13 protein-coding genes and 1 tRNA gene are annotated in these 14849 nt (G+C 70.4%); 9 read left to right on the plus strand and 5 right to left on the minus strand.

The genetic code is table 11. From position 1 onward, the window contains the following. Nucleotides 1–80: 80 nt before the first annotated feature. On the minus strand, nt 81–1388 hold the full coding sequence (locus ABZX85_RS41220) for a histidine kinase (protein WP_355881241.1): 1308 nt from the start codon (nt 1386–1388) through the stop codon (nt 81–83). Between the two features lie 245 nt (nt 1389–1633). On the opposite strand from ABZX85_RS41220, the gene ABZX85_RS41225 reads away from it, so the two are divergent. From ABZX85_RS41225 to ABZX85_RS41250, 6 genes are all read left to right on the plus strand, one after another. After that, nucleotides 1634–1705, plus strand: a tRNA-Gln gene (locus tag ABZX85_RS41225). 114 nt (nt 1706–1819) lie between these two features. After that, nucleotides 1820–3265, plus strand: a complete 1446-nt coding sequence (gene glmU / locus ABZX85_RS41230; protein WP_355881244.1) for a bifunctional UDP-N-acetylglucosamine diphosphorylase/glucosamine-1-phosphate N-acetyltransferase GlmU — start codon at nt 1820–1822, stop codon at nt 3263–3265. A gap of 297 nt (nt 3266–3562) precedes the next feature. Continuing rightward, nucleotides 3563–4543, plus strand: coding sequence for a ribose-phosphate diphosphokinase (locus ABZX85_RS41235; protein ID WP_355881247.1), 981 nt, complete (start codon nt 3563–3565; stop codon nt 4541–4543). 222 nt (nt 4544–4765) lie between these two features. Beyond that, a complete protein-coding gene (locus ABZX85_RS41240; RefSeq protein WP_355881250.1) occupies nt 4766–5350 on the plus strand; it encodes a 50S ribosomal protein L25/general stress protein Ctc in 585 nt (194 codons plus the stop codon). An 88-nt stretch (nt 5351–5438) separates the two neighbouring features. After that, entirely contained in the window at nt 5439–6038 is a 600-nt protein-coding gene (gene pth / locus ABZX85_RS41245) for an aminoacyl-tRNA hydrolase (protein ID WP_355881253.1), read from the plus strand. A 63-nt stretch (nt 6039–6101) separates the two neighbouring features. After that, entirely contained in the window at nt 6102–6605 is a 504-nt protein-coding gene (locus ABZX85_RS41250; RefSeq protein ID WP_355881256.1) for a hypothetical protein, read from the plus strand. 178 nt (nt 6606–6783) lie between these two features. Here the strand turns inward: ABZX85_RS41250 and ppc are convergent, their stop codons facing one another. Then, the gene (gene ppc, locus ABZX85_RS41255) at nt 6784–9510 is read right to left on the minus strand and encodes a phosphoenolpyruvate carboxylase (protein WP_355881259.1); all 2727 of its coding nucleotides are present in this window, start codon (nt 9508–9510) and stop codon (nt 6784–6786) included. Nucleotides 9511–9819: 309 nt separating this feature from the next. Here ppc and ABZX85_RS41260 point away from each other — a divergent pair, with 309 nt between their 5' ends. Together ABZX85_RS41260 and ABZX85_RS41265 are read left to right on the plus strand one after the other, a co-directional pair. Beyond that, nucleotides 9820–10830, plus strand: coding sequence for a fatty acid desaturase (locus ABZX85_RS41260; protein ID WP_355881262.1), 1011 nt, complete (start codon nt 9820–9822; stop codon nt 10828–10830). After that, a complete protein-coding gene (locus ABZX85_RS41265) occupies nt 10827–11504 on the plus strand; it encodes a TetR/AcrR family transcriptional regulator (protein ID WP_355881265.1) in 678 nt (225 codons plus the stop codon). Before ABZX85_RS41260 ends, ABZX85_RS41265 begins: the two co-directional genes overlap by 4 nt. 56 nt (nt 11505–11560) lie before the next feature. On the opposite strand, the gene ABZX85_RS41270 is transcribed toward ABZX85_RS41265, so the two are convergent. From ABZX85_RS41270 to ABZX85_RS41280, 3 genes are read right to left on the minus strand one after another with little or no spacing between them, the layout of a single operon-like run. Beyond that, on the minus strand, nt 11561–12820 hold the full coding sequence (locus ABZX85_RS41270) for a hypothetical protein (protein WP_355881268.1): 1260 nt from the start codon (nt 12818–12820) through the stop codon (nt 11561–11563). A gap of 45 nt (nt 12821–12865) precedes the next feature. After that, entirely contained in the window at nt 12866–13219 is a 354-nt protein-coding gene (locus ABZX85_RS41275) for a VOC family protein (RefSeq protein ID WP_355881271.1), read from the minus strand. Between the two features lie 2 nt (nt 13220–13221). After that, the gene (locus tag ABZX85_RS41280; protein ID WP_355881274.1) at nt 13222–14007 is read right to left on the minus strand and encodes a trans-aconitate 2-methyltransferase; all 786 of its coding nucleotides are present in this window, start codon (nt 14005–14007) and stop codon (nt 13222–13224) included. Between the two features lie 88 nt (nt 14008–14095). Here ABZX85_RS41280 and ABZX85_RS41285 point away from each other — a divergent pair, with 88 nt between their 5' ends. Next, nucleotides 14096–14593 carry a MarR family transcriptional regulator gene (locus ABZX85_RS41285; RefSeq protein ID WP_355881277.1) on the plus strand — a complete coding sequence of 166 codons (498 nt, stop codon included), beginning with the start codon at nt 14096–14098 and terminating at the stop codon, nt 14591–14593. Nucleotides 14594–14849 lie beyond the last annotated feature (256 nt).

The following is a 14849-nucleotide window of genomic DNA, read 5'->3' on the forward strand; positions in this document are numbered from 1 at the left end:
CACGAAAGGCGCCGCCCCTGACCCACACCTCACCTCCCGTCCCCCGACTCACCGGACCACCCCCGTCACCACCCTCGACCTCACCGCCCCGCAGGAATCACCGCCGACACCCGAAACCCCCCCGCCTCGGTAGGCCCCGACACGAACACCCCGCCGAGCCCCACCACCCGCTCCTTCATCCCGACCAGCCCGTTCCCCCCGGACGGCAGCCGGGCCGACGCCTCCGCCCCCACCTCCGGCGGCGGCTCGTTCTCCACCTGCATCGCGATCTCCTCCTCGCGGTGCGCGAGCCGGACGTACGTCTTGGCACCGGCCGCGTGCTTGTGGACGTTGGTCAGCGCCTCCTGCACCACCCGGAACGCCGTCTGCTCGATCTCGGCGACATAGGCCCGCACCTCCCCCTCCACCGACAGCGCCACCACCATCCCGGCGGCGGCCGACTGCCCGATCAGCTCCTCGACGTCCGCGAGACACGGCCCCTCCCCCTCCTCCACCGCCCGGGAAGCGGCGGCGGCAGCCGCGACGCCCACGGCCGCCAGCGGCAACCCTCCGGCGGACGACGCCACCCGCTCGCCCCCGCTGCGCAGCACCCCCAGCATCTCCCGCAGCTCCGTGAGCGCCTGCCGCCCCATGTCCCCCACCAGCGCGGCGTTGCGCACCGCCTTCTCCGGGTCCTTCCGGGCCACCGCCTGCAACGCGGCGGCGTGCACGACCATGAGGCTCACCCGGTGCGCCACCACGTCATGCATCTCCCGGGCGATCCGCGTCCGCTCCTCGCCCCGCGCCCACTCCGCCCGCTCCTCCGCCCGCTCCGCGAGCAGCTGCAACTCCCGCTCCAGGCTGTCCGCCCGCTCCCGCAGGCTCTCCATCAGCCGGCGCCGCGCCCCGACGTACAGCCCCAGCAGCACCGGAGGGGCGGTCATCCCCAACGCGGTCGCGATCGAGGCGAACGGGACGAACCAGTCGCCGATCGTCAGACTCCCCCGCCCCAGCTGCTTCAGCCGGACGAACGTCACCACCAGCATGCCCACCATCGACATCCCCGCGAGGGACCCGATGATCCGGCGAGGCAGCTCCGACGCGGCCAGTGTGTACAGCCCGACGATTCCGAGCAGGAACCCCATCTGGGCGGGCGTGATGGCGATGGCCACCAGCACGACGGCGATGGGCCACTTCCGCCGGACGACGAGCACGCTCCCCGCGAGCGCCCCGAACGCGGCCCCCGCCCACAGCGGAATCCCGGCGTCCCTGGCGAACGGCACGCCCAAGACGGCGCACTCCACCATGGAGACGATCCCCAGCCCCAGGTCCAGCGCCGCGCTGCGCCGCCGCCCCCACCACCACAGCCCTCCCCGGCCCGCGGCCACCTCTTCCCCCGTCCTGGTCATGCCTCCAGCCTACGGGCGCCCCCACCCCGTTTTCCGGAAACTTTCCGCACCGCTTTCCTCCGGATACCGGCCCCGCCGAATCGAACGGGCGACGTGGATCGATCCCCTTGCCGGAATGCGGGGTTGCCCGGCCGTCCGGGTTCTCCGAGGGGCCGAGTTGTACCGTCGCGTCGAAGGGGCCTGGTGCGGCATAGTATGGGGAGCCACTCGATCAGCCGGAGAGATGTCCGTTTAGTCGAGTTTGTTCCCCTGTGGTGTAATTGGCAGCACCGTGGCTTTTGGTGCCATTTGTCCGGGTTCGAGTCCTGGCGGGGGAGCGTTGTTCGGGCCCTGACCGGCACAGTCCGGTCAGGGCCCGCTCTCATGTCCTCCCAGAAACGCCCCGGTATCCTTCGGATGTCCCCACCCACACAAAGCCGAAGGGCAACTCCGTGAGCGTCATCCGCCCGGCAGCCGTCGTCGTTCTCGCAGCGGGTGAGGGCACCCGTATGAAGTCGGCCACTCCGAAGGTCCTGCATGAGCTGTGCGGCAGGACGCTGGTGGGCCATGTGCTCGCCGCGGCAGGGGAGTTGAGCCCCGAGAACCTGGTGGTCGTCGTGGGGCACGCCCGCGAGAAGGTCACCGCGCACCTCGCGGAGACGGACGCGGGCGTCCGGACCGCCGTCCAGGAGCAGCAGAACGGCACGGGTCACGCCGTACGCATGGCGCTCGAAGAGCTGGGGGGCGGGGTCGACGGGACGGTCGTCGTCGTCTGCGGGGACACTCCGCTGCTGACCGGTGCGACGCTCGCCGCGCTCGCCGGGACCCATCACGCCGACGGAAACGCGGTGACGGTGCTGACGGCGGAGGTGCCGGACGCGACGGGGTACGGGCGGATCGTGCGGGACGCCGGTGGTGCCGTCACCGCGATCGTCGAGCACAAGGACGCCTCCGAGGCGCAGCGGGCGATCCGGGAGATCAACTCCGGGGTGTTCGCGTTCGACGGGCAGTTGCTGGCGGACGCGCTGAAGAAGGTCCGTACGGACAACAGCCAGGGCGAGGAGTACCTGACGGACGTGCTGGGGATTCTGCGGGAGGCGGGGCACCGGGTCGGCGCCTCGGTCGCGGGCGACCACCGCGAGATCGCCGGCATCAACAACCGCGTCCAGCTCAGCGAGGCGCGCCGCATCCTCAACGACCGCCTCCTCACGCGGGCGATGCTGGACGGCGTCACGGTCATCGACCCGGCGACGACGTGGGTCGACGTGACGGTGACGTTCGGCCAGGACGCCGTCGTCCACCCCGGCACCCAGCTCCAGGGGACGACGCACATCGGCGCGGGCGCGGAGGTCGGCCCCAACAGCCGTCTGACGGACACCCGGGTCGGCGCGGGCGCCCGCGTGGACAACACCGTCGCGGTCTCCTCGGCGATCGGCGAGAACGCGAGCGTCGGCCCGTACGCGTACCTGCGCCCCGGCACCCGGCTGGGCGCGAAGGGCAAGATCGGTACGTACGTGGAGACGAAGAACGCGTCGATCGGCGAGGGGACGAAGGTCCCGCACCTGTCGTACGTCGGGGACGCGACGATCGGTGATTTCAGCAACATCGGCGCCGCGAGCGTGTTCGTGAACTACGACGGCGAGAGCAAGCACCACACGGTCGTGGGCTCGCACTGCAAGACGGGTTCGGACAACATGTTTGTGGCACCGGTCACGGTCGGGGACGGCGCGTACACCGCCGCGGGCTCCGTGATCACGAAGGACGTACCGCCCGGTTCGCTGGCCGTGGCCCGTGGCCAGCAGCGGAATATCGAGGGCTGGGTGGCCCGCAAGCGTCCGGGAAGCGCCGCGGCGAAGGCCGCCGAGGCGGCGTCCCGGCAAGGCGAAGGCGAAAGCTGACCGAAAACGGCTGCGCCGAACAGGGCGTACCGTGATAGAGCCGACCGGCACATGGGGGGTGGGTGAAGGAGCGGGTCTGGGTGCGTGCAGCTGCAAGGCGGAGGAGGGAGTCATGGCGGAGCCATGGCGACCGACGACAACGCCGCAGATGCGCGTGCCCAGGCCCGCGACGCCGCCCCCCATGTGCCGGTCGGCTCTAAGTGCACACCCGCACCCACCAGCTGAGACGATCCCTCACGCCCAGTTGTGAGGTCAGACAGCGTCGCGCGGCTGAGACACCTCTGAGGAGACAGTGCTGTGACCGGGAACAAGACGACCGGCGAGAAGAAGATGATGTTCTTCTCCGGCCGCGCCCACCCCGAGCTTGCCGAGGAGGTCGCCCACCAGCTGGGGGTCGCGGTCGTCCCGACCAAGGCTTTCGACTTCGCCAACGGCGAGATCTATGTGCGGTACGAGGAGTCGGCGCGTGGTGCGGACTGCTTCCTGATCCAGAGCCACACGGCTCCGATCAACAAGTGGATCATGGAGCAGTTGATCATGATCGACGCGTTGAAGCGGGCGTCCGCGCGGTCGATCACGGTGATCGTGCCGTTCTACGGCTACGCGCGCCAGGACAAGAAGCACCGCGGCCGTGAGCCGATCTCGGCCCGTCTCATCGCGGACATGATGAAGACGGCGGGTGCGGACCGCATCCTGACGGTCGACCTGCACACCGACCAGATCCAGGGCTTCTTCGACGGCCCGGTGGACCACCTCTTCGCGCTGCCGCTGCTGGCGGACTACGTGGGCGCGAAGGTCGACAAGGACAAGCTGACGGTCGTCTCGCCGGACGCCGGCCGCGTCCGCGTCGCCGACCGCTGGTGCGACCGGCTCGGCGCGCCGCTGGCGATCGTCCACAAGCGGCGGGACAAGGACGTCGCGAACCAGGTGACCGTCCACGAGGTCGTGGGTGAGGTCAAGGGGCGCGTGTGTGTCCTGGTCGACGACATGATCGACACGGGTGGCACGATCTGCGCCGCCGCGGACGCGCTGTTCGCGCACGGCGCGGAGGACGTCATCGTGACGGCGACGCACGGCGTGCTGTCCGGCCCCGCCGCGGACCGGCTGAAGAACTCCCGGGTGAGCGAGTTCGTGTTCACGAACACGCTGCCGACGCCGGGTGAGCTCTCCGCGGACCTGGACAAGCTGACGGTCCTGTCGATCGCGCCGACCATCGCGAGCGCGGTGCGTGAGGTGTTCGAGGACGGTTCTGTGACGAGCCTCTTCGACGAGCAGTGAGGTTTCTGCAACCGGTTGTGAGCGGTTGCTGATCGTTTTGGGGATGGCCTCCCTCGCCGAGTAGACTGCGAAAGTTGCTCGGCGAGGGAGGCCGTCCCTTTTTCGGACCCCAGGTCCACGAAAGGCGCACGGCGGTCCGTTATCGACGCGCTCTTCGTAGCAGGCCGTTGTACATGGCCGGGTGACCCGACCGTCTACTACCTGTACGAGGAGTTGATCCCCATGTCCGAGGTCAAGCTCGCCGCCGAGACCCGCAGCGACTTCGGTAAGGGTGCCGCCCGCAGCATCCGCCGCGAGAACAAGGTCCCCGTCGTCCTCTACGGCCACGGCACCGAGCCCCAGCACCTCACCCTCCCGGGCCACGAGCTGCTGCTCGCCCTGCGTACGCCGAACGTCCTGATCTCCCTGGACATCGACGGCAAGGGCAACGAGCTGGCGATCCCGAAGGCCGTCCAGCGCGACGCGATCAAGGGTTTCCTGGTCCACGTCGACCTGCTGCTCGTCAAGCGTGGCGAGAAGGTCAACGTCGAGGTCCCCGTGCAGACCGAGGGTGACCTCGCCGCCGGCAACTTCCTGCTGGAGCACGTCCTGAACGCGCTGCCGGTCGAGGCCGAGGCCACGCACATCCCCTCCGAGGTCACCGTCTCCATCGAGGGCCTGGAGGCCGGCGCCTCCGTCCTCGCCAAGGACATCAAGCTGCCCTCCGGTACGACCCTGGCCGTCGACGGTGAGACCGTCGTCCTCCAGGTCCTGGCCGCGCAGGCCGAGGAAGCGGCCGAGTCGGCCGACGAGTCCGCCGACGCCTGAGCCTTCGGCCCACCGGCCGGTTAAGCTCCAGCCGCCGTCCCTTTTCAAGGGGCGGCGGCTTCGGCATGTATCAAGGAGACCCCATCCCATGACCACCCCCGCCTCCACCAACCCCTGGCTGATCGTGGGCCTCGGCAACCCCGGTCCCGAGTACGAGATGAACCGCCACAACATCGGTTTCATGGTGGCCGATCTGCTGGCCGGGCGGATGGGGGGCCGTTTCAAGCGGGCCGGGAAGGCGCAGGCGCAGGTGCTTGAGGGCCGTCTCGGGGCGCCGGGTCCGGCGAGCCGCCGGGTGGTCCTGGTCAAGCCGATGTCGTTCATGAACCTCTCCGGCGGGCCGGTGAACGCGCTGCGCGACTTCTACAAGGTGCCGCTCGCGAACGTCGTCGCCGTCCACGACGAACTCGACATCGACTACGGCACCCTCCGCCTGAAGATCGGCGGCGGTGACAACGGTCACAACGGGCTCAAGTCGATGACCAAGTCCATGGGCGCGGACTATCACCGGGTCCGCTGCGGGATCGGCCGGCCGCCGGGGCGGATGCAGGTCGCCGACTTCGTCCTGAAGGACTTCTCGTCCACCGAGCGCAAGGAACTGGACTGGTTCGTGGACCGCGCGGCGGACGCGGTGGAGGCGTTGGTGGCGGAGGGGCTGGAGCGGGCGCAGCAGTCGTACAACTCCTGAGGGTGGGGGTGGCTGACCAGCCAACATTGACGGACCGCGTGGGCATGGCCAATGATCCCCGCCATGCCAGCCTCCCGCCGTCGCCGGGCGGCCCCGCCCCGTCGTTCCCGGTCGACCGCGTTGCGTGTCGGGCGGGTCGCGTCGATGGGGCTGGTCGCCCTTCTGATCCTGATCGCGGGCGTCTGGGCGTCCTGGGGCACGGCGCAGCACGTGATGCTGCCGGGCGGCCGGGAGAAGGGCACCGTCGTGGTGACCCGGTGCGGGGAGGAGACGTGTACGGGGCCGTTCACGCCGGGGTCCGCGGGGGCGACCGCCCGTAAGAGCATGACCATCGCCGAGCCCATCGCCGTGGAGGTCGGGCAGACGTACGCGGTGGTCGTGAAGCCGGACTCGAACGAGGCCGTGCGCTCGGGTCCCGCCGGAATCCTCTACGCCTGGGTCCCGTTCGGCGGCGCACTGCTCCTCGCGTCGATCATCGTCGCGGGCGGCCTGCGCAAGGCCCGGCTGGCGTGGGTGATGGCGGGCTCGGGGGTGGCACTGGTGACGGCGGCGTTCCTGGCGGTGTGAGGCGTACGCCGAGGAGGGCGGGCGGCGTACGACTCCGGCGCTGCGAGGCGTACGACGAAGGGCGCCCCGATTGGACACACCCCCACCAGCGGCCCCGTCTCCAGCCCACACCGCCCCCGCCACCAACCAGCCCGAAGGGCGCCCCAGTTCCCCGGAGCGCCCTCGAACCCCGGTTCCGTCAGCCGGTGTTGCGCAGGCCCGCCGCGACTCCGTTGACCGTCAGCAGCAGCGCCCGGGACAGCACCGGGTCCGCCGGTTCGCCCGCCGCCACCGCGTCCCGCTGCCGCTTGAGCAGGGTGACCTGGAGGTAGGAGATCGGGTCGAGGTAGGCGTCCCGGATGGCGAACGTCTGCTTCAACACGGGCTGCGCCTCCAGCAGTTCACCCTCGCCGGTGATCTTGAGGACCTCGGCGACGGTGAGGGCGTGCTCGGCGCGGATACGGTCGAAGACGTGCTTCAGCTCGTCCGGCACGAGCGTGTCGACGTAGTGCGCGGCGATCCGCAGGTCCGTCTTGGCGAGGGTCATCTCGACGTTGGAGATGAAGTTCCGGAAGAAGTGCCACTGTCCGTGCATCTCGTCGAGGACGGAGTCGAGCCCCGCCTCGCGCAGCGCCTTGAGGCCGGAGCCGACGCCGTACCAGCCGGGGACGATCTGCCGGGACTGGGTCCAGCCGAAGACCCAGGGGATGGCGCGCAGTCCGTCGAGCGAGACGCCCGAGCCGGGGCGGCGGGAGGGCCGCGAGCCCAGATGCAGGTCGGCGAGCTGGTCGACCGGCGTGGAGGCGAGGAAGTACGTCGGCAGGTCGGGGTCCTCGACCAGCTCGCGGTAGGAGGCGTGCGCGGCGTCCGAGACGACGTCCATCGCGGCGTCCCAGCGCGCGAGCGCCTCGTCGGACTGGCGGGGGGCCGTGTGGAGGGCGGACGCCTGGAGGGTCGCGGCGACCGTCAGCTCCAGGTTCTCCCGGGCCAGCGAGGGGATGAGGTACTTGTCGGAGATGACCTCGCCCTGCTCGGTCACCTTGATCTCGCCCTCCAGCGTCCCCCACGGCTGGGCGAGGATCGCGTCGTGCGAGGGGCCGCCGCCGCGGCCGACGGTGCCGCCGCGGCCGTGGAAGAGCCGGAGTCGTACCCCGTACCTGTGGGCTACGTCGCGCAGGCGGCGCTGGGCGCGGTGGATCTCCCACTGGGAGGTGGTGATACCCCCGAACTTCGACGAGTCGGAGTACCCGAGCATGACCTCCTGGACGTCACCCCGGAGAGCTACGAGCCGTCGGTAGGACGGGTCGGAGAGCATCTCCTCAAGGATGGTGTCGGCGGCCTTCAGCTCGTCGGTGGTCTCCAGGAGCGGCACGATGCCGATGCGAGCCCACCCGGCGTGCAGGTCGATCAGCCCGGCTTCCCGCGCCAGCACCGCCGCCGCGAAGACGTCGTCCGCGCCCTGGCACATCGAGATGATGTACGACTCGACGACCTCGGGGCCGAACACCTCCAGCGCCCGCTTGACCGTGAGGAAGACGCCGAGGGTCTTCTCGCCGGCCGCGTCGACGGGAGCCGGCGTACCGGCGAGCGGCCTGCGCGAGCGCAGCTCCTTGGCCAGCAGCTTCGTGCGGTACTCGCGCGGCATGTCGGTGTAGCGCCAGGACTCCTCGCCGAGCCGGTCGAAGAGCTGGCCGAGGGCGTGGTGGTGGGCGTCGGCGTGCTCGCGGACGTCCATGGTGGCGAGCTGGAGGCCGAACGCGGCGAGCGTGCGGATCGTCCGGTTCATGCGGCCGTCGGCGAAGAGCCCGCCCCGGTGCTGGCGCAGGGACTCCTGGATCAGCGTGAGGTCGGCGAGCAGCTCGCTGGTGCCGAGGTAGTCGCGGCCCTCGGCGTGCGGGATGCCCTTGGCGAGGCGGGTCTTGGTGTTCTCCAGCTTCTGCCGGATGCAGGTCGCCTTGAGCCGGTAGGGCTCCTCGGCGTTGAGGCGCTTGTAGCGGGGGCTGATCTCGGGGAGGCGTTCGAGGTCGAGCGCGAGGGAGTCCAGTAGCTCTTGGGTGGCACCGGTGTAGCGGATGGAGTTGGAGAGGAACCCGCGCAGTTCGTCGATGGTCTCCAGCGCGTCGTTGATGCCGTGTTCGTGCTGGAGGATGAGGACGTCCCAGGTCACCTGGGGGGTGACGTTCGGGTTGCCGTCGCGGTCGCCGCCGATCCAGGTGCCGAAGGTGAGCGGCCGGGTGTCCTCCGGGAGGACTACGCCGACCCGCTCCAGTTCGGCGGTCAGGTCCTCCAGGACGTCGCCGACCGCGTTCGCGTGCAGTTCGTCCAGGTAGTAGATCGCGTTACGGGCTTCATCGGCCGGTTCGGGGCGTACCACCCGCAGTTCATCGGTCTGCCACACCAGGTCGATGTTCTCGGCCAGGCGGGTGTCGTACCTGCGCCGGTCGGACTCGATGACCGGGGTCTCCAGGAGGGCGGCGATGCGCCGGAGCTTGTTGAGGACCGAGCGGCGGGCGGCCTCGGTGGGGTGCGCGGTGAAGACCGGGCGGACGTTCAGGTTCCGGACGGACTCGCGGACGTGGTCCGGGTCGGCGTCCTTGAGGCGGTCGGCGGTGCGGGCCAGCAGTCCGCCCTCGGCGGCGCGGCGGGCGCGCAGCTCGCGGCCCCGGTGCACCTGCTCGGTGACGTTCGCCAGGTGGAAGTAGGTGGAGAAGGCGCGGACCAGCTTGGCGGCGGTCTCCAGTTCGATTCCGCGCAGCAGCTCGGCGGCTGCCTCGCCGTCCTCCCGGGTGAGGCGGCGGACCTTCTCGACGAGGTCGAGGAGTTCGGGACCTTCCTGCCGTACGAGGGTCTCGCCCAGGAGGTCACCCAGCCGGCGGATGTCGGCGCGCAGCTCGGCGGAGGTGGTCTGGTCGTCGGCACTGCTCACAGGTGCGGCTCCTTGCAGTGGTGAAGCTCATCTGGCATCTGGAGGAAACCCGGAGGTCAGGCGGGTACGCGGCTGACTTTCGCATACAGGCCGGACATCCGGGAAGAAAACAGAGCGGACCGCGCTGTCCGACCGAGTCCAAGGATAGGTGTCCGACGGCACGCGCAGGCGGTCGGGCTCTTGCCGCACCGACGCGCACTGCCATACTTACGACGCCGTAGGTTACGGAACCGTAGGAAACCGACCTCGGCGGGGGCCGACAAGCCCCAGGTACCCGTTCCGCACCCTCGACCCCACAGGGGACGCCCCATGGCCACAAGCTCCGATGTGATCGACGACGCGCCGGAGGCGACGCCCGGCGCGCCGGCTCAGTCCGCGACGCTGGGCGGGGAGCAGAAGCGTTCGATCGAGCAGATCACGCTCCTCCTCTTCATCACCGTTCCGTTCCTCGCGATCCTCGCGGCCGTCCCGCTGGCGTGGGGCTGGGGGGTGAGCTGGCTGGATCTCGGCCTGATGGTCTTCATGTACTTCCTGGGCTGCCACGGCATCACGATCGGCTTCCACCGGTACTTCACGCACGGCTCGTTCAAGGCGAAGCGCCCGCTGCGGATCGCGCTGGCGATCGCCGGGTCGATGGCGGTCGAGGGGCCGCTGGTGCGGTGGGTCGCGGACCACCGTAAGCATCACAAGTTCTCCGACGCCGAGGGTGACCCCCACTCGCCGTGGCGGTTCGGGGAGACGATCCCGGCGCTGCTCAAGGGGCTGTGGTGGGCGCACATCGCGTGGATGTTCGACGAGGAGCAGACGCCGCAGGAGAAGTACGCGCCCGATCTGATCAAGGACCCGGCGATCCGGACGATCTCCCGGACGTTCATCGTGTGGGCGTTCATCTCGCTCGCGATCCCGCCGCTGGTCGGGGGGCTGGTGACGATGTCCTGGTGGGGGGCGTTCACCGCGTTCTTCTGGGGTTCGCTGATCCGGGTCGGCCTGCTGCACCACGTCACCTGGTCGATCAACTCCATCTGCCACGCCGTCGGCAAGCGCCCCTTCAAGTCCCGTGACCGCTCCGGGAACGTGTGGTGGCTGGCGGTGCTGTCCTGCGGGGAGTCCTGGCACAACCTGCACCACGCCGACCCGACGTCCGCGCGGCACGGTGTGGAGCGGGGCCAGATCGACTCCTCGGCGCGGCTGATCCGCTGGTTCGAGGCGTTCGGCTGGGCGTACGACGTGCGCTGGCCGTCACGCTCGCGTATCGATTCCCGCCGTAACACGGACGATGACGGCTCCCGGCGCCGGAAGGTGAGCGCCGAAGCGGCATGATGGACGCCGTGGCCATCGATCCCAGCAGCACCGAGAGCAACGAGAAGCCCCGGCGCGCGCGCCGTACCCGGATGACCGGTGCGGAGCGCCGCCAGCAGTTGCTGGAGATCGGCCGCACGCTCTTCGCGGCGAAGGGGTTCGAGGCGACGTCGGTGGAGGAGATCGCGGCGAAGGCCGGGGTCTCCAAGCCGGTGGTGTACGAGCACTTCGGGGGCAAGGAGGGGCTGTACGCGGTCGTCGTGGACCGTGAGATGCGCCGGCTCCTGGACATGGTCACGAGTTCTCTGACGGCCGGCCACCCCCGCGAGCTCTGCGAACAGGCGGCGTTCGCTCTCCTCGACTACATCGAGGAGTACACGGACGGCTTCCGCATCCTCGTCCGCGACTCCCCCATCCCCCAGTCCACCGGCTCCTTCGCCTCCCTCATCTCCGACATCGCCACCCAGGTCGAGGACATCCTGGGCCGCGAGTTTAAGAGCCGCGGCTTCGACCCCAAACTGGCCCCCCTCTACGCCCAGGCCCTCGTCGGCATGGTCGCGTTGACGGGCCAGTGGTGGCTGGACGTCCGCCGCCCCAAGAAGGCCGAGGTCGCCGCCCATCTGGTGAACATCGCCTGGCACGGGCTGGACGGCATGGAGGCGAAGCCGCACTTGATAGGGCGCCGGAAGTCCTAGGTCGTGTCCGCAAAGTCCCGTCGTCCGCCCGGCAGGCGGGACTTTGCGGACACGGCCTAGCTCCAGTACTCGCCGAGTTGGACGGTGTTCCGCAGCCGGGCGGCCTCGCCCGCGGCGCTGGGGAGGTAGTCGTCGGCGACGGTGACCAGGGCGCGGACCCCGCTGTCGGCCCAGGCGCACATGCTGACGGTGCGGTCCGGGGCGGGCAGTTCCGGGAGGGACAGTTCCTGGCACTTGAAGAGGGTGGGCTTGTCCTTCTCGAAGCGGCCCTTCAGGACGATGAGCTGCGGTTTCTGCGTCACCTTCGCCCCGGGGGCCGCTGCGGCGGTCTTCAGCATGTGGTCGCGGGCCCTGCGCGGGTCGTCGATCCGCCCCCAGGCTCCGTCCAGGGTCAGCCAGAGCTCGGGCGGGACACCCGCCGCCTTCGCCGAGTAGAAGGTGGACGGCACCTCCGTCACCCTCTCGTTGCCCGGGTCCGGAGCGGTGGCGATCGTCGGAACGTACGCGGGCCGGTCCTTCTCCACCACCCTGCCGGTGTCCCAGATCGTGCCGCCTTCCCTGCCGCCGCTCAGCTGGGCGGGTCCCGCCGTGTACGTCACGAAGGTCCTGTCCCTGGTCAACGGACCCTGCGTGATGCTCCAGGCCCCCAGCCCCGCACACACGGCCCCGACGACGACCGACGCCCACCCCGTACGCCGCGCACGCCCCCGCACCAGCAGAAACACCGCGAGCACACCGAACCCGCCCGCCACACCGAGCAGCTTGAAGCCGACGCCTTCCCGCCGATCCAGGCTGGCCGCGCTCTCCCCCTCCTCCTGCGGCGCCGGGGCCGTGACGAGGAAGGTGGCCCGGTCGTCGTCCACCTGGGAGCCTTCGGCGGGCCGCGAATCGGGGACGAATCTCACCGTGCCCAGGTCCGCCGTATGCCCCTTGTCCATGCGGATCGTCAGCGTGGTCACCGTGTCGCACCTGACGGTCGGCTGCCTCGGAGTCTCAGCCCTCTTCACGACCCGGCAGCCCTTGTGCTCCTCCAGGCCGACCGGTGACGTGTTCCAGGGCAGCTCGTACTCGATCACCCGGCCCGCCCCCACGGACGCACCCTCGGGCACATCGGCCCGCGAACCGTCGGGCCGGGTGATGAAGACCTCGGGCCGCAGGGTGGCGGTGCCGCCCACGTCACCGGTGAGATAGGAACGGTCCACCGAGAGCCCGTAGTCGGGTTCGCCCTCCGCCGCCGAGGCGCCCGCCGTTCCCAGCACGGCCAGCACCGCGGCGACGACGATCCCGACCGGCGTACCCACTGATCCCCATCGCATGCCCGTCAGACCTCCGGCCCGGCTCGGGAGTTGTACGGGTGGTGGTCACTCCAGGAACTCCAGCCGGTTGCCCACCGGGTCGGAGGCGTAGAAGCGGAGGTGGCCGGGGAGGTTGGTGTCCCAGGTGACCGGGGTGCCGTGGGATTCGAGGCGGGCCGCGTACGCCTCGATGTCCGTGACGCGGAGGCCCGGGTGGGCCTTGCGGGCGGGGTGGAAGTCGGTCTCGATGCCCAGGTGGAGGTGGATCGTGCCGGCCTGGAACCAGCAACCGCCGCGGGCCGCGAGGGGCGGGGGTTTCGGGAGTTCCGTCATGCCGAGGGTCTCGGTGTAGAAGCGCCGCAGGAGGGGTTCGCTGCCCGGCGGTGCGGCGAGTTGGACGTGGTCGACGGACGTGAGCATCCCTACGCCGCCTTCGTCGTCACCGCGAACAGGCGGCGGAAGGGGAGGACGGTGCCGTGCGGGTGGGGCGGGTATGCCTGGCGGAGGAGGTCGCGGTATTCGGTGACGAAGGTGTCGCGGGCCTCGGGGTCGTCGGCGAGGGCGTCGAGGGCGGGGCGCAGGCCGGTGCCCTTGACCCAGTCGAGGACGGGGTCGGGGCCGGGGAGGACGTGGAGGTAGGTGGTCCGCCAGATGTCGGCCGTGGGGCCGAGACGGGCGAGGTAGACCTCCGGCGGGTGGACGGAGTTCCGTTCGCGCAGGACGCCGGCCAGCCGGGACTTCCAGCGGGGGGTGGCGGCGAGTTCGCGCATGAGGGTGTGGAGGGGGGCGTCCGTGTTGTCCGGGACCTGGAAGGCGAGGGTGCCGCCGGGGGCGAGGGCGTCGAGCCAGGCGGGGAGGGCGTCGAGGTGGCCGGGGACCCATTGGAGCGCCGCGTTGGAGAGGAGCAGGTCGTACGGCTCGTCCGGGGTCCAGGTCGTGAGGTCGGCGTGGGCGAAGTCGAGGCGGGGGGTCGCGTACGCCGCCGCGTCGGCCAGCATCTGGGGGGAGTTGTCGTAGCCGGTGACGTGGGCGGTGGGCCAGCGTTCCGTGAGGAGCCGGGTGACGTTGCCGGGGCCGCAGCCGAGGTCGGCGATGCGGGGCGGGGTGCCGGGGAGGTCGGGGACGCGGGCGAGGAGGTCGGTGAAGGGGCGGGCCCGGTGGTCCGCGTGGCGGAGGTACTGGGCGGGGTCCCAGGAGGGGCTGGTCATGAGTCCACCTTGACCCGCGAAGTCTCTCGACGTCAAGAGACTCGACATCAAGAGACTTCACATCGACACAACCACTACACTGATCGCCATGGAGGACGAGGTCGATCGGCTGGTCGCGGCGTGGCGTCGGGAACGCCCGGACCTCGACGTGGAGCCACTCGAAGTGCTGAGCCGGGTCAGCAGGCTGGCCCGCCATCTGGACCGCGCACGTCGGCTGGCGTTCGCCGAGCACCATCTCGAACCCTGGGAGTTCGACGTCCTCACGGCGTTGCGGCGGGCCGGCTCGCCCTACCAGCTCTCCCCCGGCCAGCTTCTCACCCAGACCCTCGTCACCTCCGGCACGATGACCAACCGCATCGACCGCCTGACGAAGAAGGGCCTGGTCGAACGGCTCCCCGACCCCACGGACCGCCGAGGCGTCCTCGTCCGGCTGACCCCGGAGGGCCGTGACCGGGCGGACGAGGCCCTGGCGGGTCTGCTGGCGCAGGAACGGGCGATCCTGTCGGAGCTCTCGACGGCCCAGCGCGGCGAACTGGCCGGGCTGCTACGCCAGTTGACGGCCCCGTTCGACAACATCCCTGGTTGAGAGGGTGGGGGCGGCGCGGTCGGACGTAGCCGGGTGCGGGCGGGGAAGCGGGTGCGGGTGCGTGGGGGTATTCGCGCAGTTCCCCGCGCCCCTAAGGGTGTGGGTGGTGCGGCAGGAGCGTGAGTGCGGGTGAGTGGGTGGTGTTCGCGCAGTTCCCCGCGCCCCTAGGGCGTGTCTTCAATTGATCTTGCTTGGTGGATCATGGTGGGGTGATTCGTCGTCATGAGCTGTCCGATGCGGAGTGGGAGTTCGTCCG

The organism is Streptomyces sp. NPDC004539 (genome assembly GCF_040610055.1).
In the GTDB taxonomy this organism is placed as follows: domain Bacteria; phylum Actinomycetota; class Actinomycetes; order Streptomycetales; family Streptomycetaceae; genus Streptomyces.

Excerpts from the sequence above, each read along its gene's own strand:
- ABZX85_RS41250 (WP_355881256.1), top strand. The coding sequence starts at position 6,102 with ATGCCAGCCTCCCGCCGTCGCCGGGCGGCCCCGCCCCGTCGTTCCCGG.
- ABZX85_RS41275 (WP_355881271.1), bottom strand. The coding sequence starts at position 13,219 with ATGCTCACGTCCGTCGACCACGTCCAACTCGCCGCACCGCCGGGCAGC.
- ABZX85_RS41220 (WP_355881241.1), bottom strand. The coding sequence starts at position 1,388 with ATGACCAGGACGGGGGAAGAGGTGGCCGCGGGCCGGGGAGGGCTGTGG.
- ABZX85_RS41285 (WP_355881277.1), top strand. The coding sequence starts at position 14,096 with ATGGAGGACGAGGTCGATCGGCTGGTCGCGGCGTGGCGTCGGGAACGC.
- ABZX85_RS41240 (WP_355881250.1), top strand. The coding sequence starts at position 4,766 with ATGTCCGAGGTCAAGCTCGCCGCCGAGACCCGCAGCGACTTCGGTAAG.
- ABZX85_RS41270 (WP_355881268.1), bottom strand. The coding sequence starts at position 12,820 with ATGCGATGGGGATCAGTGGGTACGCCGGTCGGGATCGTCGTCGCCGCG.
- pth (WP_355881253.1), top strand. The coding sequence starts at position 5,439 with ATGACCACCCCCGCCTCCACCAACCCCTGGCTGATCGTGGGCCTCGGC.
- ABZX85_RS41260 (WP_355881262.1), top strand. The coding sequence starts at position 9,820 with ATGGCCACAAGCTCCGATGTGATCGACGACGCGCCGGAGGCGACGCCC.
- ABZX85_RS41265 (WP_355881265.1), top strand. The coding sequence starts at position 10,827 with ATGATGGACGCCGTGGCCATCGATCCCAGCAGCACCGAGAGCAACGAG.
- ABZX85_RS41280 (WP_355881274.1), bottom strand. The coding sequence starts at position 14,007 with ATGACCAGCCCCTCCTGGGACCCCGCCCAGTACCTCCGCCACGCGGAC.